Annotated in this window: 18 protein-coding genes and 1 pseudogene (1 of these 19 only partly in view); 16 read left to right on the top strand and 3 right to left on the bottom strand. The window is 63.4% G+C overall.

Annotated elements, in window-relative coordinates; genetic code table 11:
• The first annotated feature begins 116 nt into the window (after positions 1 to 116).
• The 14 genes and pseudogenes from WJU18_RS25820 (at position 117) to glmU (ending at position 16,015) form a co-directional block, all read left to right on the top strand.
• Complete coding sequence (locus tag WJU18_RS25820; RefSeq protein ID WP_423456723.1) at positions 117 to 1,172, top strand: CaiB/BaiF CoA transferase family protein; 1,056 nt, start codon at positions 117 to 119, stop codon at positions 1,170 to 1,172.
• Positions 1,173 to 1,360: 188 nt separating this feature from the next.
• The gene (locus WJU18_RS25815) at positions 1,361 to 2,581 is read left to right on the top strand and encodes a CaiB/BaiF CoA transferase family protein (protein WP_423456721.1); all 1,221 of its coding nucleotides are present in this window, start codon (positions 1,361 to 1,363) and stop codon (positions 2,579 to 2,581) included.
• Between the two features lies 1 nt (position 2,582).
• Positions 2,583 to 4,880, top strand: coding sequence for an acyl-CoA dehydrogenase (locus WJU18_RS25810; RefSeq protein ID WP_423456719.1), 2,298 nt, complete (start codon positions 2,583 to 2,585; stop codon positions 4,878 to 4,880).
• Positions 4,881 to 4,893: 13 nt separating this feature from the next.
• Positions 4,894 to 5,352: a MaoC family dehydratase gene (locus tag WJU18_RS25805; RefSeq protein WP_423456718.1), complete on the top strand. Its 459-nt coding sequence runs from the start codon at positions 4,894 to 4,896 to the stop codon at positions 5,350 to 5,352.
• 38 nt (positions 5,353 to 5,390) lie between these two features.
• Positions 5,391 to 6,356, top strand: a complete 966-nt coding sequence (locus WJU18_RS25800) for a Bug family tripartite tricarboxylate transporter substrate binding protein (protein WP_423456716.1) — start codon at positions 5,391 to 5,393, stop codon at positions 6,354 to 6,356.
• Positions 6,357 to 6,411: 55 nt separating this feature from the next.
• Positions 6,412 to 7,188, top strand: coding sequence for an enoyl-CoA hydratase/isomerase family protein (locus WJU18_RS25795; protein ID WP_423456714.1), 777 nt, complete (start codon positions 6,412 to 6,414; stop codon positions 7,186 to 7,188).
• 23 nt (positions 7,189 to 7,211) lie between these two features.
• Entirely contained in the window at positions 7,212 to 7,784 is a 573-nt protein-coding gene (locus WJU18_RS25790; protein WP_423456713.1) for a carboxymuconolactone decarboxylase family protein, read from the top strand.
• A complete protein-coding gene (locus WJU18_RS25785; RefSeq protein ID WP_423456711.1) occupies positions 7,781 to 8,602 on the top strand; it encodes an amidohydrolase family protein in 822 nt (273 codons plus the stop codon). Before WJU18_RS25790 ends, WJU18_RS25785 begins: the two co-directional genes overlap by 4 nt.
• Positions 8,603 to 8,694: 92 nt before the next feature.
• On the top strand, positions 8,695 to 9,405 hold the full coding sequence (locus WJU18_RS25780) for a flavin reductase family protein (protein WP_423456709.1): 711 nt from the start codon (positions 8,695 to 8,697) through the stop codon (positions 9,403 to 9,405).
• Positions 9,406 to 9,449: 44 nt separating this feature from the next.
• Positions 9,450 to 10,439, top strand: coding sequence for a Bug family tripartite tricarboxylate transporter substrate binding protein (locus WJU18_RS25775; protein WP_423456708.1), 990 nt, complete (start codon positions 9,450 to 9,452; stop codon positions 10,437 to 10,439).
• A 56-nt stretch (positions 10,440 to 10,495) separates the two neighbouring features.
• Positions 10,496 to 11,723 (top strand): annotated as a pseudogene (locus WJU18_RS25770) (CaiB/BaiF CoA transferase family protein).
• Entirely contained in the window at positions 11,723 to 12,340 is a 618-nt protein-coding gene (locus tag WJU18_RS25765) for a glutathione S-transferase family protein (protein WP_423456706.1), read from the top strand. Before WJU18_RS25770 ends, WJU18_RS25765 begins: the two are co-directional and overlap by 1 nt.
• 401 nt (positions 12,341 to 12,741) lie before the next feature.
• Positions 12,742 to 14,502 (top strand): tannase/feruloyl esterase family alpha/beta hydrolase, encoded by a 1,761-nt coding sequence (locus WJU18_RS25760; RefSeq protein WP_423456704.1) that lies wholly within the window; start codon positions 12,742 to 12,744, stop codon positions 14,500 to 14,502.
• 70 nt (positions 14,503 to 14,572) lie between these two features.
• A complete protein-coding gene (gene glmU, locus WJU18_RS25755; RefSeq protein WP_423456702.1) occupies positions 14,573 to 16,015 on the top strand; it encodes a bifunctional UDP-N-acetylglucosamine diphosphorylase/glucosamine-1-phosphate N-acetyltransferase GlmU in 1,443 nt (480 codons plus the stop codon).
• Between the two features lie 29 nt (positions 16,016 to 16,044).
• Here glmU and WJU18_RS25750 read toward each other — a convergent pair whose 3' ends face one another.
• Positions 16,045 to 16,965, bottom strand: coding sequence for a LysR family transcriptional regulator (locus tag WJU18_RS25750; protein ID WP_423456701.1), 921 nt, complete (start codon positions 16,963 to 16,965; stop codon positions 16,045 to 16,047).
• A gap of 188 nt (positions 16,966 to 17,153) precedes the next feature.
• On the opposite strand from WJU18_RS25750, the gene WJU18_RS25745 reads away from it, so the two are divergent.
• Positions 17,154 to 18,161, top strand: a complete 1,008-nt coding sequence (locus tag WJU18_RS25745; protein WP_423456699.1) for a Bug family tripartite tricarboxylate transporter substrate binding protein — start codon at positions 17,154 to 17,156, stop codon at positions 18,159 to 18,161.
• Positions 18,162 to 18,172: 11 nt separating this feature from the next.
• Positions 18,173 to 19,885: a CocE/NonD family hydrolase gene (locus WJU18_RS25740; RefSeq protein ID WP_423456697.1), complete on the top strand. Its 1,713-nt coding sequence runs from the start codon at positions 18,173 to 18,175 to the stop codon at positions 19,883 to 19,885.
• Between the two features lie 38 nt (positions 19,886 to 19,923).
• Here WJU18_RS25740 and WJU18_RS25735 read toward each other — a convergent pair whose 3' ends face one another.
• Complete coding sequence (locus WJU18_RS25735) at positions 19,924 to 20,079, bottom strand: hypothetical protein (protein WP_423461095.1); 156 nt, start codon at positions 20,077 to 20,079, stop codon at positions 19,924 to 19,926.
• Between the two features lie 118 nt (positions 20,080 to 20,197).
• A protein-coding gene (locus tag WJU18_RS25730) for an ABC-F family ATP-binding cassette domain-containing protein (RefSeq protein WP_423456696.1) crosses the window boundary here: on the bottom strand, positions 20,198 to 20,519 show its 3' end. It continues 1,304 nt past the right edge of the window; 322 of the gene's 1,626 nt are visible here — the last part of the coding sequence; its start codon lies off the right edge, out of view; its stop codon occupies positions 20,198 to 20,200.

The raw sequence follows: 20,519 nt of genomic DNA, 5'->3' as shown, positions 1-20,519 counted from the left end.
GCGCAAGTGCAAGGCTGCTATCCGGCGTGGCGGCTTGCGCGAGGCATCACGGCTTCTCAGAATCAAGCAGGATCTTTTTACCAATTCGCCGGGCCCGGACCTGGTTTCTTCCTGTCATGGACTCAACCCAATCGCCTGGGCCGTTGGATGGTTTTGTTGTATTGGACCTGAGCCGAGTCCTGTCGGGACCCTATTGCACCATGATGCTGCGCGATCTGGGCGCCCGCGTCATCAAGGTGGAGCAACCGGGGGCAGGCGACGAGGCGCGGCATTTCCTCCCGATGTCGCCAGACGGAAGCTCCGCCTACTTTGCCGCCGTCAACCGTGGCAAGGAGTCCATCGCCCTCGATCTCAAGTCTGGAGATGACCGTGCGATCTTCGAACGGCTGCTGAATCGGGCTGACGTGCTGGTGGAGAACTACCGTCCCGGGGTTCTCGAACGCCTGGGCTACGGCTGGGACAAGCTGAAGGCGCGGCATCCGCGCCTGGTGCTCGCTTCCATTTCGGGATTTGGCCAGACGGGCCCCTACCGCGACCGCGCCGCCTACGACGTGGTGGTGCAAGCCATGAGCGGCATGATGAGTGTCACCGGGCACCCGGGCGGGCCACCCACGCGGGCGGGCTCTTCCATCGGCGACCTGTCTGCCGCGCTGTTTGCCTGCAACGGCATTCAGGCTGCGCTGCTGCGGCGCTCTCGCACGGGGCAGGGCGCGCATGTGGATGTCTCCATGTTCGAGGCGCAGATCGCCATGCTGGAAGGCGCCATTCCCCATCTGTGGTGCACGGGGCAGTCGCCTGAACCGCTCGGGGCGCGCCACCCAGGTGCGGCGCCATTCGATGCGTTCCGGGCGGCCGACGGCCATCTGGTCATCGCGGCGGGCTCGGATCACCTGTTTGCCAGGCTGGCCGCCGTTCTGGGCCAGCCGGAACTCCTGGCCGACCCGCGTTTTACCCAGCGCGGGTTGCGGGTAGTGAATCACGCGGCGTTGAAGGCCGCCATCGAAAACGCATTGGCATCTGCACCCGTGGCTCATTGGCTCTCGCGGCTGGATGATGCCGGCGTGCCGGCAGGGCCGCTGAATGACGTGGCCACCATGATGGCCGATCCCCAGGTGGCCAGCCGGGGCGTGCTGCCCGAGATCGAGGGGGAGGCGGTCAACGAGCCCCGGTGACGCCCATTCTGGTGTCCGGCCAAGGGTATCCCGGCCGGCTGCCGCGCGTGCCGGCCCTGGACCAGGACCGGGAGGCCATTCTTCGCTTCGCGCAGGGCACGCCTGCATAGCAGTTATGCGCGTGGGCAGTCTGGCTCACGGGGCTGGTGTTGCCTAAATTCGCAGCATACCAAGAGGAGCCAAATTTCATGGGTAGCTTGAACGGCGTTCGTGTGCTCGACTTGAGCCGCGTTTTTTCCGGCCCGTGGGCAGCGCAGATGCTGGCCGACTTCGGGGCCGATGTGATCAAGGTGGAGCGTCCGGGGCGCGGCGACGACGTGCGCCACCAGGGCCTGCGCGTGCGGGATGCGCAAGGCGGCGAGACGCGCGAGACCTCTTCGTTCATTGCAATGAACCGGGGCAAGCGCTCGGTGACCGTGGATATTGCACAGGCGGAAGGGCAGGCGCTGGTGCGGGATCTGGCCAAGGGCTGCGACATCGTCATCGAGAATTTCAAGGCAGGGGATTTGGCGCGCTATGGCCTGGACTACGCGTCCCTGAAACAAGTCAACCCGAAGCTGGTGTACTGCTCGATCAGCGGTTTCGGGCAATCGGGTCCCTACAGCCATCTGCCTGGCTACGACCCCTTGTTCCAATCCATGAGCGGGCTGATGAGCATCACCGGGCATGCCGACGAAGAGCCGGGCGGCGGGCCGATGCGCGTCGGCTACTCCGTGGGCGACATCACGGCCGGCTTCTATGCCACCAGCGCCATTCTGGCGGCGCTGAGGCATCGTGACATGGTCTCGGGCGAAGGCCAGCATATCGATCTGGCCTTGCTCGATTCTCAGGTGGCGGCCATCTCGCATGTGGGCATGATGTACCTGGTTTCCGGCCAGCAACCGCCGCGCCTGGGCAATGTATCGCCGATCACCTGCCCATGGCAGTCCTTCGATTGCGCCGATGGGCAAATCGTGATCGCGGTGGGCAACGATACCCAGTTCACGGCGCTTTGCCGCGAGCTCGGGCACTCTGAATGGGCCAGCGATGAGCGTTTTGCCACCAACCCCATGCGCGCGAAAAACCGCAAGGTGCTGATCCCCTTGATCTCCGAAGTGTTGCTGACACGCGGCGTGCGCGACTGGTATGACACCTTCGAAGCCGCAGGGGTTCCTGCAGGTCCGATCAATGGATTCGCCGAGGTCTTTACCGATCCGCAGATCGTGCACCGGCAGATGCGCTTCGATCTGCCTCACACCGCGGCAGGCAGCGTGCCGCAAGTGGCCAATCCCGTGAAGTTTTCCGCCACGCCCGTCGAGTACCGCCGCGCTCCGCCGCTGCTGGGTGAGCACACTGAAGAGGTGCTGAAGGAACGGCTTTCGTTTGACGATGAACGTTTGGCCCAATTGCGGGCCGCCAAGGTGATTTGAGATGGTTGAGAGCGAATCCATCGCCATGTTCCGGGACAGTGCCGCGGGTTTCCTCGGCGGTGTGGATCAGCGCCAGAGGGTGCGTGAACTGGAGGCTGCAGGTGGCGGCTTCGACCGCGCCACCTGGAATGCCGCGGCCGAACTGGGCTGGCTGTCCATCCTCGTGCCCGAGGCCGATGGCGGCCTCGGGCTGGGCATGCCGGAGCTGGTGGCCATCACCGAGGAGGCTGGCCGGTATTTGTGGCCTGAGCCGCTGGTCGATGCCGGCGTGCAGCCGCTCGCGCTGCTGAGCCGCCTGCCCGCTGGCGGTGTTCGCGACCAGCTGCTTGCCGATCTGCAGTCGGGCGCACAGGTGGGCGGCGTGGCATGGCAGGAAAGGGTGGGTGAGATCGATCCTGAACAGGGCGTGGCCACTGCGTGTCAGGAAGACGGGCAAACACTGCTTTCAGGCCGCAAGCTTTTCGTTCGGCCCGGCCCCGGCGCCGATGGCTGGATCGTCTCGGCACGGGAAGAGGGAGTGCTCGTTCTGTGTTGGGTGGCCGCGGATGCGCCAGGGTTGCGCGTGGAGCAGCAGTGTGGCGTGGACGGCAGTGCCATTGTCACGCTGCACTTGCACGCCGCGCCAGGCCTGTTGATGGCCCGGGGTGATGTGGCGTCCGCTGCGCTCCGCGAAGCCAACGACATGGCCCGCATCGCGCAAAGCGCGGAGCTGGTAGGTATTGCCCGCCGCAGCCTGGAACTTACGCGCGATTACCTCAACACCCGGGTGCAGTTTGGTAAGCCCATCGGCAGCTTTCAGGCCCTGCAGCATCGCCTGGTTGACGGCCTTATCCAGGTGGAGCTCGCCGCCGCCTGCCTGCGCGAAGGCGTGGCATCGCTCACCGAGGCGAACCTGCCTGCCGTTGCCAGCCGGGTCAAGGCGCGTTGCGCCTACGCGGCTACCGAGATGACGCGCATGGCCATCCAGATGCATGGCGCCATCGGTACCACCAATGAATACGATGTGGGCCTGTACTTCAAGCGCGCCATGACGCTCGCCAGCCGTTGGGGCAACGCCGCCTCGCATCGGCGCCGCTGGCAGCAAGTGACCAGGCCCGCGGAGGCGATGTCCCCCTCTGCGGCACGGTTGGACACGCCCGACTTTTCGCCTGATCAGGACTGGCAGGCCATGCCTGAGGCGCAGTTTCGCGCGCTGGTGCGCGCGCTCTTCGCGGCCCACTACCCGCAAGATCGCCGGTACATGCCTTACCGGCAGACCTGGGCCGAGACCCGGGATTGGTACATGACGCTCTCGCGTCTGGGCTGGCTGGCACCGGCTTGGCCCAGGCAATATGGCGGGCTGGGATTGCCCGCGGAAAAACTGATCGCCTATATCGAGGAATCCGAGGCTTGGGGTGTGGCCCGTCCGCCCGATCAAGGGCTGGTGATGATCGGGCCGATCCTGATGCGCTTCGGCACCGAGGAGCAGCGCCAGCGCTTCCTGCCGAAGGTGCTGGCGGGCGAGCATGTCTGGACCCAGGGCTACTCCGAGCCCAACGCGGGTTCCGACCTCGCCGCCGTCCGTACCGAGGCGGTCCTGAAAGGAGATCATTTCATCGTCAACGGCCAGAAGACATGGACCACCTGGGGCAGCGACGGCACCCACATGTTCATGCTGGTCCGCACCGACAAGACCGTGAAGAAGCAGGCGGGCATCAGCTTCCTGCTGGTGGACCTGAAAACCCCCGGCATTACCGTACGTCCCATCAGGAACATCGCGGGCGAGCAGGAGTTCTGCGAGGTGTTCTTTGACGACGTCCGGGTACCTCTCGAGAACATGGTCGGCGAGCTGAACCAGGGTTGGACGGTGGCGAAAGCGCTGCTCGGCTTTGAACGCCTGTTCACGGGTAGTCCCAAGCACTCGCAGCACACCTTGCATCAGGTGGAGGCACTGGCCCGCCAGCGCGGCTTGTTCGAGGACGCGGCGTTTGCCGCCCGGCTGGCGGAGCTGCAACTGGATACGGCCGATCTCGGCGCAGCCTATGCGGGCTTCGCCGAACTCGCCAAGCGCGGCGAGCCCATTCCACCGACGATCTCGATGCTGAAGATATGGTCCACGGAAACCTATGAACGTCTGGCGCTGCTGCTGATCGAATCCGCGCAGGACTATGGCGCCTGCCGCGATCACTGCCATACCGAGGAGATCGATCTGCACGTGGTCGCTCCGCTGTTCAATGCGATGAACGCCAAGATCTTCGCTGGCAGCAACGAGATCCAGCGCAATATCCTGGCCAAGACCGTGCTGGAGCTTCCAACCTGAGGAGCGCGAAGGCATGTTGATTCTGCAAACCCCTGCCGACTTTCTCGGCTATGTCGGCCAAAGGCTGGGCTCCAGTGATTGGTTCACCATCGAGCAGCGCCACATCGACGGCTTCGCCGAAGTCACCGGCGATGATTTCTGGATCCATGTGGATACCGAGCGAGCCGCGCGCGAGATGCCGCAAGGCAAGACCATTGCCCACGGCTTGTTCGTGCTGGCCCTCGTGCCCCGTCTGCAGCGGGAGATATTCCGCGTGGAGCGGCGCGGCAAGGGGCTGAACTATGGGTCCGACCGCGTCCGCTACACCGCGCCCGTGCCTGTGGGTTCGCGCGTGCGGCTGCACCAGACGCTGCAGGCCGCGGAGCGGTTGGGGCAGGGCACTCGTATCACAACTCTTTGTGAATTCGAGATTGAGGGCCAGCAACGCCCTGCCGTTGTGGCGCAGTTCATTCTGCTCATGCAAGACGAGTGAACTCTCTCTTTTCTTTTTTTATTTTCAGGAGACTTCTCATGAATAAGCGTTCTCTGCTCGCACTCGCCTCTCTCGTGCTGGCTGGCATTGCCATGCCCGCGCAAGCCCAAACCAACTGGCCTACCAAGCCCATCCGGCTCGTGGTGCCTTACCCGCCCGGCGGGCCGGTGGACCAAATCGCACGGGCCATCCAGCAACGCCTGAGTGAAACGCTTGGCCAGAGCATCATCGTCGACAACCGTGCCGGCGCCAGCGGCATCATCGGCATGGACGCGGCCATCAAGGCGGAACCTGATGGCTACACTTTTGGCTTTGGCGTGCCTGGTGGCATCACTGTGCTGCCACACTTGCAGAAAATGCCCTACAACGTCAGCGAGATCAACTACGTGTCGCTGGTGGCCCGCGTGCCGCAGGTCATTACTGTAGGGCCCCAGGTGCCGGTGAAGGATCTGAAGGAGTTGATCGCGCTGGCCAAGAAAGAGCCGGGCAAGCTCAACTATGGTTCGGCAGGCAATGCCACCACGCCGCACCTTGGCGCCGCCCTGTTTGCCCAGGAGGCCGGCATCGACATGGTGCACATTGCTTACAAAGGCGCGGCCCCGGCCGTTGCCGGCCTGCTCGGGGGCGAAGTACAGGTGCTGGCGGCCGATCTGCCAGCCGTGCGGGCTTTTACCGCGCGGGGGGTAAAGATTCTGGCGGTGTCCAGCGCGCAGCGTTCGGAGCTGTTGCCAGGTGTGCCGAGCACGGCGGAGCTGGGCTTGCCGGGTGTGGTGGCCGAATCCAACTACGGCATCATTGCGCCCAAAGGCATGCCCGCTCCCATCTTCGAGAAAATGCGTCAAGCGTTGGTGACCACGCTGGCCACGCCTGATGTCAAGACGCGTCTTGCGAACCTTGGCGCCGTCGCCATCAGCACCACACCTGAGGAATACCGCAAACTGATGCAATCAGAGTCCAGCCGTTGGGGCTCATTGGTTAAAAAGGCGGGCATCCATCTCGATTGAAAACGGTCATTGCCCGTTTTTGCCCCGTTTATCTCTGGAAAACAAGGACACACCCATGAACGACCTCACTCAGCTTCAAGTCCAAATAGAGGATCACGTCGCCACGCTGACGCTGAATGCGCCACCGGTGAATGCGCTGACCCGCGTGCTGAATGACGAACTCACCCTCGCCCTGGATCGCATCTCCGAGATGGACGACGTGCGCGCGGTGGTTCTGACCGGCGCTGGCAAGGTGTTCTGTGCCGGGGCGGACCTGAAGGGCCGCAAGGATGTGATCAAGGGTCCTGGTGACCTGCCGGCACACTCACGCCGCACGCGCGAATGCTTCCACGCTATCCGTGAATGCGCCAAACCCGTCATCGTGGCTATCAATGGGGCGGCGCTCGGCTCGGGCCTGGCCATGGTGGCTTCGAGCGACATCCTGATCGCCTCCGAGAAAGCTTCGCTCGGGATGCCTGAAGTCGACGTGGGCCTGCTCGGCGGCGGCCGGCATGCCATGCGCCTGTTCAGCCATTCGAGGCTGCGGTTCATGGCGCTCACCGGCACGCGCGTCGATGGCCCGGAACTCCATCGCCTGGGGATCGTCGAGGCTTGCGTGCCGCCAGAGGAATTGATGCCCAAGGCGTATTCGATCGCGCGCAATATCGCCTCGAAGAGCCCGGTCGCGACGCGAATGTTCAAGCACACGCTGAACGTCATCGAGGACATGAGCCTGCGCGACGGCTACCGCTATGAGCAGGACATGACGGCCCAGATTGCCAAGACAGATGATGCGAAGGAAGCCCAGGCGGCCTTTGCCGAAAAACGCCCGCCGGTTTTCACCGGACGTTGATCCCCGTCAAAGGTCCATCCGCCATGCCTCGTATTCCACTCTTTCCCGCGGACGACATGAACAACGCCCAGCGCGCTGTTCTGGAAAAAATCGTCTCCGGCCCGCGCGGAAAAATTCAAGGTCCGCTGCGTGCCGCGCTGCATAACGCCGAGCTGGCGGAGAGATGGCAAGCGCTGGGTGCCATCCTTCGCTACGAGACTTCGCTGCCGCCGCGGCTTTCCGAGCTCGCGATCCTGGTCACGGGCCGGGCCTGCCAATCTCCCTTCGAGTGGTATGCCCACCGCATCGAAGGAGAGAAGGCCGGTATCGAAGCGCCTATTCTCGAGGCCTTGCTGGCACAGCAGGAGCCTCCCGGCATGTCATTGGACGATGCCGTCATCTGGCGCTATGCCACCGAGTTGAATCGCCACAAGTCCGTTTCCGATGCCACCTATCAAGCCGTCGTCGAACGTTTCAGCGTACGCACGGTCGTGGAGCTCACGGCCTTGATCGGCTACTACACCATGGTCGCCATGACCCTCAATTGCCACGAGATCCCCCTACCCGAGGGGGTGGAGCCCGCTTTCGCACTGCCGCAGCAGGAGGGCATCGCATGAGTGCCGACACGCTCCTAAATGGCTGGGATTGCCACGCACACCTGTTCGGACCCTACGAACGTTTTCCGTTGGCAGAAGACCGCAGCTATACACCGCCAGAGGCGCTGGAGCCGCAATACATGGCCTTGCTTCGCCGCCTTGGCCTGCGTCACGGCGTGCTGGTGCATCCCAGCGCCTATGGCGACGATCATTCGTTGTTGCTGCATGCCTTGGCTGCGCAACCCGCGCTGCGTGGCGTGGTGGTGGTCAGGCCGGGCAGCCCGCTGCCTTTGCGTGGATTGCGCGAGCGCGGTGTGCGCGCCGCACGTTTCAGCCATCGCAGCGGTGCTGGCGCCAATTTCGCAGGCAGCGCATCGCTGGCGAATCTGCAGGCGCTGGCGCCTGCGCTGGCTGACGAGGGCTTGCATGCCGAACTCTGGACGGACTGCAAGGTGCTCCCGGAGATTGCGGACCACCTCCGCGAGCTGCCCGTTCCTGTCGTGATCGATCACATGGGCGGTTTCGATGCCAAGGCGGGCCCCCAGGAGCCGGGTTTCCGCGTGCTGCTCGATCTGTTGGAGAGCGGCCACGTCTGGGTCAAGTTGTGCGCCTACCGGAATCTGCTGCAGGAGCCGGATTGGGAGGCAGGGCGCGTTTTCCAGCAAGCGATGATCGCCGCCAACCCAGAACGCCTGGTATGGGGCAGCGATTGGCCTCATCTGCGGGTGACGCCTAGTCCGGACCCGGTGCGGCTTCTCGATATGTTCATGGATTGGGCTGGAAACGACGCCATGGTCCAGCAAGTACTCTCCGTGAACCCTGAACGCCTGTATGGCTAATGCGAACATGCCCTAGGAACCCACGCGGAGCGCAAACCAGCTATGACAGATGACCTCTTTCCGGGAGGAAGGCGCTTCGCAAGAATGGCGGTATGGCAGACCAACAACCGCAACCCCGCATGGCTGGCGCGCAAGACAGCTACCAGCTCGTCGATGGCAACGCCCTGGATACAGAAACCGCCTACCGCCTGTTGGTGGGTTGCGTGGTCCCTCGGCCCATTGCATGGATCACGACGGTTGATGAGCAAGGGCGCGTGAACGCGGCGCCGTTCAGCTCCTACAACTACGTGGCCACCAGCCCGCCCATGCTGGCCGTCAACATCGCCCTGCGGCCGGGCAGCGGCAACATCAAAGACACCTCTCGCAACATCGCGGCCACCCGCGAATTTGTCGTGAACGTGGCGACCGAGGACCAGATGGACGTGATGCACCGCACGGCCCAGGAGTTTGGTCCCGAAGTGAGCGAGACCGAGATGCTGGGCATCGGTCTGTTGCCCAGCAAGCATGTGCGTGCACCGCGCATAGCCCGCTCTCCGGTGCAGATGGAGTGCCGCCTGGACCAGATCGTGAAGCTCGGGCGCGGCATCAACACGCTCTACATAGGCGAGGTGATCGCGTTCCATCTGGCAGACCGTGTTTACGACGGGCACCGAGTGAATGCCGAGGCCATGCGGCCGCTGGCCCGGCTGGGCGGTCCTTTCTATTCGGGGCTTGGAGAAATTTTTCACCGCCCCATGCTGCAGAAACCTCCCGGAGGCGAGGGCTGGGCACCAGGCGAATCTTCCGGCAGTTCATCGTCCTGAACCATTTCTTGCCCCTCAAATCACTTATTCCATCCGGAGACATCGTGGCTATCTCTTCTGTCGCTTCTTTTGCTCGTCGTGCATTGTTGCTGTCGGCCGCCGTTGCCGCGCTTCCTTTCGCTCACGCCCAAGGTTCATGGCCGGTCCGGCCGGTCACGCTGGTGCACCCCTATGCCGCCGGAGGTCCGGCCGACACCATGGCCCGCGCACTGGGGCAACAACTGTCGAAGCGCCTCAATCAGAGCGTCATTGTCGAAGCCAAGCCGGGCGGTGCCGCGACCATCGGCACAGGTTTTGTCGCGCGTGCCAAGCCGGATGGCTACACCTTGCTCATCAGCACCTCAGCGGGGCATGTGGTCACGCCGCTGATGCAGCGCATCCCCTACGATGGCATTGGTGATTTTTCCTTCATTGCCGTGGTGGCGAACCAGCCCAATGTCCTGGTGGTCCATCCCGCCGCCGGCATTGCCGATCTGCAGGGTTTGATCACGTATGCGCGCCAGCATCCGGGGGCGCTCAATTACGCCTCGGCGGGGACGGGCGGTGCTACCCATCTCGGTGCCGAGGCCTTCGCCCAGGCTGCCCAGATCCGCATCACGCACATTCCCTATGCCGGCGCGGCGCCAGCTCTGAAGGACCTGCTGGGCGGGCAGGTGCAATTGGGCATGCTCAATCTGGCCGCCGTGAAGCCCTTCATCGATGAAGGGCGGATCAAGCCGCTTGCCTACGGTGGCGCGCGCCGGACTCCGCTGCTGCCGCAAGTGCCCACCATGGCCGAGCTGGGCTATGGCAACACCGCCACCGCGACTTGGTACACCCTGGCTGCGCCCAAGGGCACGCCGCCAGAAGTCGTCGAAACCATCAGGAAGGCCTTCGAGAGCGTGAGCACCGATCCCGAATGGCAGAAGGTGCTGGCTGCCCAAGGGGCCGAGCAACTGCAGATGTCTCCGGCCGAGACAACAGCCTTTGTACAAAAGGACAAGGCCGCCATGCGGCAACTGCTCGGCACACTGGGAATGCTGGCCGACAAGTGAGTCTTTGCCTTCCTGCCCTGACATTTTTCTAGCATTTTTAACCGCACCCGATCCAGATGAGCACGCAACTTGGCCCGCTGTCCCACGTCAAGGTCCTTGATCTCAGCCGCATATTGGCGGCACCCTGGGCCGCTCAGGTCTTGGCTGATCTTGGCGCCGAAGTCATCAAGGTCGAGCGGCCCGGCGCGGGCGACGACACCCGTAGCTGGGGTCCCCCTTTCTCAAGGATGCCGAGGGCAGGCCTACCAAGGAGGCCGGCTACTACCTGGCCGTCAATCGCGGGAAACGTTCCATCACCGTGAGCCTGGACAAGCCTGAAGGGCAGGCGATCGTCAAGGAACTGGCCAAGCGCGCCGACATCGTGCTGGAAAACTACAAGGCCGGTACCTTGGCGCGCTACGGTCTCGACGAAGCCTCATTGCGCAAAATCAACCCTCGGTTGATCTACTGTTCCGTGACCGGCTTCGGGCAGACCGGCCCGCGCCGCGATCAGCCGGCCTATGATTTCCTGATCCAGGCCATGGGCGGCCTCATGAGCGTCACTGGCGAGAAGGACGGCAAACCCGGAGGCGGTCCGCAGAAGGTGGGGGTGCCCATCGTCGATCTGATGACGGGCATGTATACCGCGGTCTCCGTGCTCGCCGCGTTGGCGCGGCGCAATGAAACCGGCATTGGCGGCTACATCGACATCGCCATGCTCGATGTGCAAGTGGCCACTTTGGCCAACCAGGCCATGAACTACCTGGTGAGTGGCAAGGTGCCGCAACGCAACGGCAATGCCCATCCCAATATCCAACCTCAGGATGTCTATGCCTGCGCGGATGGCGACGTCATCCTCGTTGTCGGAAACGACGGCCAGTTCGCCAAGTTGTGCCAGGTGCTCGGCAAGACGGAATGGGCCACCGATGAGCGCTTTGCCATCAATGCGCAGCGGGTGCGGAACATTGGCGAACTCTCGGGGTTGCTGCGCGCGGAGTTTGCCCGGTGGTCCCGGGAGCAGTTGATCGCCGCGCTCGATACCGCGGGCGTTCCCTGCGGGCCGATCAATAATGTGGCGGAGGTCTTCCAGGAGCCTCAGGTACTCGAAAGACAGATGCTGCGGCATGTCCCGCACCCATCCGGCGTGAGCGTGCCCTTGGTGGCCAGTCCCATCCGCTTCGACGGAGAACCCATGCCCATCCAATCCGCGCCCCCCTGCTGGGCGAGCACAACGAAAGCATCCTCACCGAACTGGGCTACACGCCCGCTGCTATCGAGGCGCTGCGCGCCGCGGAGGTCATCTGATGAGCCAAAAACTAACCCTTCACTGGTCCCCCAAGTCACCCTATGTGCGCAAAGTCATGATCTGTGCGCACGAGCTTGGGCTTCTTCCACAGTTGGAACTCGTGCGCTCCGTCGCGGCCATGCTCAAGCCCAATCCGGACATCATGACGGTGAATCCGCTCTCGAAGATTCCAACCCTTGTACGCCCCGATGGTTCGGTGCTGTTCGACTCGGTGGTGATCTGCGAATACCTGAACGACCTTGCCGGCGGCTCCTTGTTTCCGCAAGAAGGGGAAAGCCGTTGGCAGTCCATGCGTTGGCACGCTTTCGGCGACGGGCTGCTCGAAGTCCTCATTCTCTGGCGCAACGAGCGCGAGCGCGCTCAACCGCTGCAGAACCTGATGGACGCTTTCGAGTTGAAAGCCCGCGCCTCCTTGCGCCTGCTTGATACCGAGGCAGCGGCGCTGGAAGCGGCTCCACTCTCCATCGGCACCATTACCTTGGCCTGCGCTGTGGGTTACATGGATTACCGCTTCGACAGCTTCGGCTGGCGTGCCCAGGCGCCGCACCTGGCCCGATGGCATGCCAAGTTGTGTGAGCGCCCTTCGTTCAAAGCGACGGAGCCGGTCGACGGCTGAGTATCGAAGTAGGCTTCGCTGCGTTCTCCGCGGGACGGGTCCTTTTCCTCGCTGAGCATAAGTTTCTACACATCTCCTTTCGCCGTCATTCCCGCGCAAGCGGGAATCCAGTGCAGCTTCTGAATGCCCCCTGGATTCCCGCCTGCGCGGGAATGACGCGAAGGGCGCCGAAAGATCTGTAGATCCTATGCCCGCTGAGAGGCTGTTGGGATAGGGTGTCCGGCGTAGGGGCTTTCACGGCGGTTGATCGGTCACGGTCTTGCAGGATGAAAGCTGCGCTCATGGGGCGGGATTTCCCTGAGGTGTTGCATAGCTGCCTTGATGAACCGCGGGTAGTCGTTGCGCGGAGGCCTGCATAGAGTCCACGCACCAACCGCGATTCCATCCAAAAAGGAGCATGCATGACCCGTGACGACTTTTCTCTCCGCCGGCCGCGTTTGCACGGCCCGGCCATGCGCCCCTGGGCGTGGGCCATGGCCGCCGCTTTGGGCCTCACGGCCTGCGGCGGCGGCACGCTGCAATTCGTCGACACTAGCACGCTGCCGGTGATCTCGCCCAGTGTTTCCTGCGCGTCACTGGCAGGACGGAGCTTCTCGTCTTCTGCCATTGGTCTACCTACCTCAGGCATGACCATCACCTCAGCCGAGGTCATCGCAGCAGCGCCTGAAGCTGCCGGTGCCGGAAGCGTCACCCATGCGGTGCCTGAATACTGCCGCATCCTTGGTTCCATTCACCCGGTAGATGCTGCGGCGCCGCCTATCAAATTCCAGTTGAACATGCCTACCCACTGGAACCAGAAAACCATCCAGGTCGGCGGTGGCGGACTCAATGGCAGTATCCCGGCCAACCTCGCCACGATCGGTGCGTCCGGCTCTCCCATCAGCGGGGCTTTCCCGCCGGATGCTCCCTATCCGCTGTCCGGCGGCTACGGGATGTTCGGCGGCGACTCAGGGCATCAGGAGGCCGGCACGACCGCGACGTGGGCGTTGAACGACGAGGCATGGTTGAACTTCGGCCACGCGTCGCTCAAGAAGACGCACGACGCTGCCTTCGCGGTGATACAGGCGCTATACGGAGCCAAGCCGCGAGTCTCCTATTTCATGGGACAGTCGCAGGGCGGCCGCGAGGCCATGGAGGTCGCGCAACGCTATCCCGAAGACTACGACGGCGTCGTGGCCACTTCGCCTCTCATCGGGTATACGGCCCATGTCGTGCACAAGACGTTGCTTGCAACGGTGCAGACCGGCGCGGGTTGGATCGCGCCAGCGAAGCAAGCCGCCATTGGGGCCGAGGTATTGCGCCAGTGCGATTCGCTCGACGGTCTCACCGATGGGGTGATCTCCAACTACCTCGCATGCGCCGCGCGCTTCGATCCGCTGAAGGTTCCGCAGCCGTACGCCGCCATCCGCTGCGCTGGCGGTGCAGACACGGGCGATACCTGCGTTTCCGATGCGCAGATGGCCACGTTGAACCAGATGCACGCGCCTACCGCTTTCGGCTTCGAACTGGCCAATGGGTGGTCGCAGTTCCCGGGCTACGAGGTGGGGCGCGAGTCGCAAGGCGGCTGGCTCAACACCACGCCCCAGCCCTCGCGGGCCGCGCAGCCCGCGCTGGGCCAACCGGGCGCCACTGTGAGCTATGGCATCCTGAAGGATCCGTCGTTCAATCTGGTTGATTTCTCTATTCCAGCCTTCAAGGACCGTCTCATCGCGTCGTCAGCCCTGATCGACACGACGAACACCGACCTCAGCCGATTCTTCGACCGAGGCGGTCGTCTCATCATCAAGGCTCAGGGCTCTGACTATTCGTCCAACCCGCATACCGTGATGCGCTACTACGACAAGCTGGTGGAGCGGTTCGGCCAGGACATGGTGGATCGCCACGTACGCTTTTACATGTTGCCCAATGGTGACCATGGAGGTGCTGTGCAGAGCTTGCCTGAGCGGACCGCTCAGCCTCAGTACGTGGACCTCATCACGATGTCGACAGACTGGGTGGAGAAGGGCCAGACGCCGCCGGACGCACCTGTACTTAGCGCCAAGCAAACGGTGCCGCCATACACGGTCAGCGCGACCCGGCCGATGTGCCGCTATCCCGCTTACCCGCGTTTCATCGGTGGCGACGCCAAGCAAGCTGCCAGCTTCCGTTGCACCATCGAATGAAAGCCCCTGTCCGCAGCATCCTGTTGCTTTGACTTACGTGAGATCGGCGGGGGGCTGATAATTCGCCTCCATGTCCACACCGATCGCATCTCCAACCGCTTATCCCATCGACGTCGTCATCATGGCGGCGGGCAAGGGAACGCGCATGAAAAGCCGTCTGCCCAAGGTGTTGCACCGTCTTGCCGGCCGGCCGCTGCTCGGCCACGTCCTCACCGCAGCTGCCCAGCTCGGCGCCCGTGGCGCCACGCTGGTAGTCGGGCACGGCGCCTCGGAGGTCGAGGCTTTCTGCACGGTTGATGCGCAAGCCAGGGCAGGGCAGCCGCCGCTTCAGTTCGTGCGCCAGGAACCTCAACTGGGTACCGGGCACGCGGTTCAGCAAGCGGCGCCCCTGTTGCCCGACGATGGCGTCACGCTCATCCTCAACGGCGACGTCCCCTTGGTCGAGCCCGCCACGCTGCGGCGTCTGGTCGATCAGTGCGGCGGCCGGCAGATCGCGCTGCTCACCGTCGATACCGGCGAGAACGCCGGCGCCTATGGCCGCATCGTGCGCGCCACCGCAGGCGGAGGCGATGCCCCCGTGCTGGCCATCGTCGAAGCGCGCGACGCCACGCCCGCTCAGCTCGCGATCACCGAGTGGTACAGCGGGGTCATGGCCGCTCCCACGGCGCTGCTGAAGAAGTATTTGGCGCTATTGCGTGACGACAACGCCCAGAAGGAGTTCTATCTGACCGATGTCGTTAAACACGCCGTGGCCCACGGAACCTCTGTGGCGGCGCTGACGATCGCGGACGAAATGGAAGTTGCGGGTGTCAACAGCCCGGTGCAGTTGGCCGAACTGGAGCGAGGCGTGCAGCGGCGCGCAGCAGAGCGGTTGATGGAAGCAGGTGTGCGCCTGCTGGATCCTGCCCGCTTCGATCTGCGCGGCACGCTTGATTGCGGCCAGGACGTGGAGATCGATGTTGGCTGCATCTTCGAAGGCGCGGTATCGCTGGCCGACGGCGTGAAGGTGGGCGCTCACTGTGTGATCGCCAATGCCCGCATCGAAGCCGGTGCGGTGATCCATCCATTCACGCATATCGATGGCGGCAAGCAGGGCGCCACGGTCGGGGCAGGCGCCCTCATCGGTCCCTATGCGCGCCTACGCCCTGGGGCTGAATTGGGTCCTGAGGTGCACATCGGCAATTTCGTCGAAGTCAAGAACTCGACCTTGGCGGCGGGTGCCAAGGCCAACCATCTGGCCTACCTGGGCGATGCAACAGTGGGCGAGCGCGTCAACTACGGCGCCGGCAGCATCACGGCCAACTACGATGGCGCCAACAAGCACCGCACCGTGATCGAGGCCGACGTTCATGTGGGTAGCAACTGCGTGCTGGTCGCGCCCGTCACCATCGGTGCTGGCGCGACGATTGGCGGGGGCTCCACTATTACCAAAAGCGTGCCCGCCGGCGCATTGAGCGTGGCCCGTGGCCGCCAGATGAGTCTCGACAACTGGCAACGCCCCCAGAAAAAGTAGGTTGCTTTCCTCGGTGGATCTGCCGTCGATCATTGCGCGCCCGGAGGCGGTGTCGAGAAGAGTTCTGAAATCACGCCGCGCAGCCAACGGTTGCCGGAGTCATGATGGGTGCGCTCATGCCAGAGCATCTCGACATCCATGATCTCCACCTCGAAAGGGAGCGGCAGGATCTGCACGCCCACGAGATTTTCGTGAAGAAAATGGGTCTGAGCCGGCAGGGTCATCACATGGTCGGTGGCACGCACCATGGCTGGCCCCGCAAAGATGTTGGGTAGGCGAACCGCGACCTTGCGTTGAAGGTGGGCCTTGAACAAGGCTCTTTCCACCACACCGGGCCCGCGTCCGAAGGGCTCGACCACGATGTGCGTGGCCTCCAGGTATTGCTCCAGCGTGATTGATCCGCGGATCCGGGGATGCTTGTTCCGAAGCATGCAGACTTGCGGCACGGCGAAGAGCTTCAGGCGATGGAATCCGCTGTAGGAGGCGGGGACATAGCCCAGAGCCAGGTCCGCTTCCCCCTTGATGAACGCAGCTTGATAGGCATCCATCAACAAATGCCGCACCTGAATGCTCACGTGCGGCGCATGCTTGCCCAGATAGCCCAGCAGGGGAGGCAGGTAGCTCGACTGCCCGATGTCTGTCATCAGCAGCCGGAATTGCCTGTCGCTCGTGGCGGGGTCGAAGGGGGTGGCGTCGTGCAGCGTCTGATGCACTGACTTCAGTGCCTGCTCCAGGGGCTCGACCATGGCCAGTGCCACTGCCGTCGGCACCATACCTCCGCTGGAGCGCACGAACAGCGGATCCTTGCACACCGTCCGCAGGCGGGAGAGCGCATGGCTCACGCTGGACTGGGTGAGATGCAGGCGCCTGCTGGCTTCGGTGACATTGCGATGCCGCGCCACAGCCAGGAAGACGCGGATCAGGTTGAGGTCGAAATTCTCGGGGTTCATCGGGATGCGCCGTCTAGGGTGCTTGCATTATGAATTCAAACCATTTTTTTTCATGATCAATATCAATTTGACCTATATACCCCGGATTCCTAAGATGCGGCGGTTTCGGTGCCGGACTCATCTCGGAGCATGAAGCTCCAGGAACGTGTTTGCGTTCTCGGGCACCCATCCATGAACAGGAGAATCTCATGATTGCGACAGTGCACAACCCCTTCGCGCGTTTGCTGCGGCAGGGGGCGCTTGTGCTTGCCACCCTCGCGGCTTCCGCCGCTGCGGTGGGCCAGACGGCAGCCAAGCCCCTGGATTGGCCTAAGGAGCCGATCACCTTCGTCGCCCCGTTTTCGCCCGGCGGGGGCGGAGATACGTTGGCGCGCTTGTTCGCCAATGAGCTGGGTAAAACACTTGGGACCACCATCATTGTCGAGAACCGTCCTGGGGCGGGTGGCAACATCGGCACGGCTTACGTCGCCAAGGCCGCGCCCGACGGCAACACGGTGATCTTCGGCACCATGGGCACCATGGGGACGAACCACGCGCTGTACAAGAAAACGGGCTATTCCCCCGACGATTTCGAACCTGTCGCCATGTTCGGCTCAACCGCTCTGGTGCTGGTCGTGGGGCCTAACTCTCCGTTCCGCTCGGTCGCGGACATCGTGGCCTATGGCAAGCAGCATCCGGGCAAGCTGAGCTGTGCATTCGGCGGCAACGGCACGGTATCGCATCTGGCCTGTGCCTTGCTGCAGCAGATGGCTGGCATCGAAGTCAATCCGGTGCCCTACAAGGCCTCTTCTGCCGCTTACGTCGATCTGATGGCCGACCGGGTGTCTTTCATGATCGATGTGGTGCCGCCGCTGGCGGCACAGGTCAAGGGCGGCAAACTGCGTGCCGTGGCTGTGTCCCTGAAGCAGCGCATCTCCATGTTGCCTGATACGCCCACCATCGCCGAAACGGTGCCAGGCTACGAGATCTTCTCGTGGGATGGTCTGTTCGCTCCCAAGGGCACGCCCATGGCACGGCTGGACAAGCTGCATGACGCTACCACTCGCGCCTTGGCCAATCCGGAGTTTCGCGAAACCATGGCCAACCGCGGCTATACCCTGGCTAGCCTGCCTCGCAAGGACTTCGCCGGCTTCGTGAAGAAGGAGTACGTGCGCATGGGCGACGTGGTCCGCAAGATCGGCGTCACTCTCGATTGATTCCCAAGGACATGAGCACACAAGAAGTATTGAACGCCGGCGGCAAGCGCATCGCCGTCCGCAAGGATCTGCGCGTACCGATGCGCGATGCCGTTGAACTGGCCATAGACGCCTACCATGGCCCTGAAGACAAGCCCCGGCCCGCGTTGATCGCGATGAGCGCCTACGGCAAGGAGTTGCAGGCGCTTGCGCTCTCCATGCCGCCACAGCGCCGTCCCAGCCCCATGTGGGATGGGTGCATAGAGGCTGGAGACATCGCGCGCGTCGTCAGCGAGGGCTATGTCCATGTCATCGGCGACATGCGCGGCACCGGTGACTCCGGTGGCGTGATGATCGGCAACTACAACTTTGGCGGCGTCTCGCAAGGCCAGGATTTGTACGACCTCATCGAATGGGTGGCGGCGCAGCCCTGGTGCGATGGCAACGTCGGCATGATCGGCATCTCCTACTTCGGCTCCATGCAGGTGCTCGCGGCCGCTGAGCGGCCCCCGCATCTGAAAGCGATCTTCGTGAGCGGCGGACACTTCGACTTCTACGAGACCACCTACCATGGCGGCATCATGTGGTTCATGCCCCGCGCTGCGCGCGAAGGGCGAGGGGGCGACTCCGGCATCGCGCATACCAATGTCCGCTCGCGCATGCGGGAGGTCTACCCGCCGGAAGCGTTGAAGAAGCTGGTCGATGCGCGATTGCGCGATCCCGATGTGGCGGCGTGGCCCAATCTGGTCCACGTTTTGAAGTACCCCAAGAACCGCGAGTTCTGGTTCGACATCGTGATGAACCCCCTTGACGGCCCGTGGTATGAAGAACGCAACCCGGTCACATTGGCCAGGAACATCGACATCCCCGTGTACCTGCAGATCGATCAGGGCCGCGGCTGGACCGTCGATGGCCACATCGAGCTGTTCAACGTGCTCAAGGGCCCGAAGAAACTCGATATCGGCCCCTATCCGCCCATGCAGTCGCGCCCCTGGATCGAGGAGCACGACAAGATGTTCCGCTGGTACGACTACTGGCTCAAGGGCATCGACAACGGCATCATGGACGAGCCTGCCGTCCAGGTCTTCGTGGAAGGAACGCGCACGGTGGCCAGCGCCGCGCAGTGGCCGCCCAAGGAGATCGCCTACCAGCCGCTGTACCTGCGTCCGCGCCGCAAGCTTTCCATGGAACCGGAACTCATGGGACCCGAGCACGCGGCGCCAGACGGCTTCTACCAAGCGCCGCTCACTGTCACCGATCAGGTGGAAAGCGTGCGCTGGAGTACCGCGGCCTTCGAGAAGCCAGTGGAAATGATCGGCACAGGGGCCGCGCATCTTTTCGTGGAGATTGACCAGGAAGATACGAACCTCATTCTGCGCCTGTGGGATGAAGCGCCCAACGGCAAACGCCAGCTTCTCACCACCGGTTTCCTGAAGGCGTCGCACCGCGAGCTGGACGAGCGCACCACGGAGGGCAACCCCCACCATCCTCACACCCGGGCAGTGCCGGTGGAGCCAGGAAAGATCGAGGAATATGTGCTGCGCCTGTATCCCTTCGCGGCCACGCTGTTGTCCGGCCACAAGCTGACGGTGGAGCTGATGAACGACGAGCCGATGGCCGACGAACACAACTCACTGCTGCCGCCGGATGCCTATCACCTTCCGGTCGGCCGGCCTGTGACGCACAAGATCTACCGGGATGCCTTGCATCCTTCACGATTGGTGCTGCCGTTTACGAGGGGCTGAGAACGTGAACACGCTCTGAGAAAGGTGCGCGGGTTCTCTCAAGCCGAGAGAATCTCCCACCGCTCCAGCGCCGCCGTCAGTTCCGCATCGATCTCGGTCTCGCGCGCCTGCATGGCAATCGCTTTGTCCAGATCGGTTTGATACAGCGAGCCATCGGCCAGGGCGGCCCGTAACTGGTTCTGCTCTTCTTCCAGCGCTTCGATGCGCTGCGGCAGCGCATCCAGTTCCCGCTGGTCCTTGTAGGAGAGTTTTTTCTTCAGCGGCGTGGCAGCCGCTGAAGGCTCAGCGGCCTTGCCGGCGGGCGCCGCAGTTTCAGTAGAGGCCTCTGTGGGCGCGGCGTCTCGCCGCCGGCGCCTGCAGCGCCCGCCACCGGGCGCTCTGAGTCAGCCAATCCTGCACCCCGCCTTCATACTCGCGCCACAAGCCGGGCCCTTCCCACGCCAGCGTGCTGGTCGCCACGTTGTCGAGGAACGCGCGATCATGGCTGACCAGAAACACTGTGCCTTCATAGGTCTGCAACAGATCTTCCAGCAGTTCCAGGGTGTCGATGTCCAGGTCGTTCGTCGGCTCGTCGAGCACCAGCACATTCGCCGGCCGCGCAAACAGGCGTGCCAGCAGCAAGCGGTTGCGCTCT

Source organism: Ottowia sp. VDI28 (assembly GCF_049532675.1).
Taxonomy (GTDB): Bacteria; Pseudomonadota; Gammaproteobacteria; order Burkholderiales; family Burkholderiaceae_C; genus Ottowia.
The sequence above is the reverse complement of the archived record's forward strand: the minus strand, read 5'-3'. Positions and strand labels throughout refer to the sequence as shown.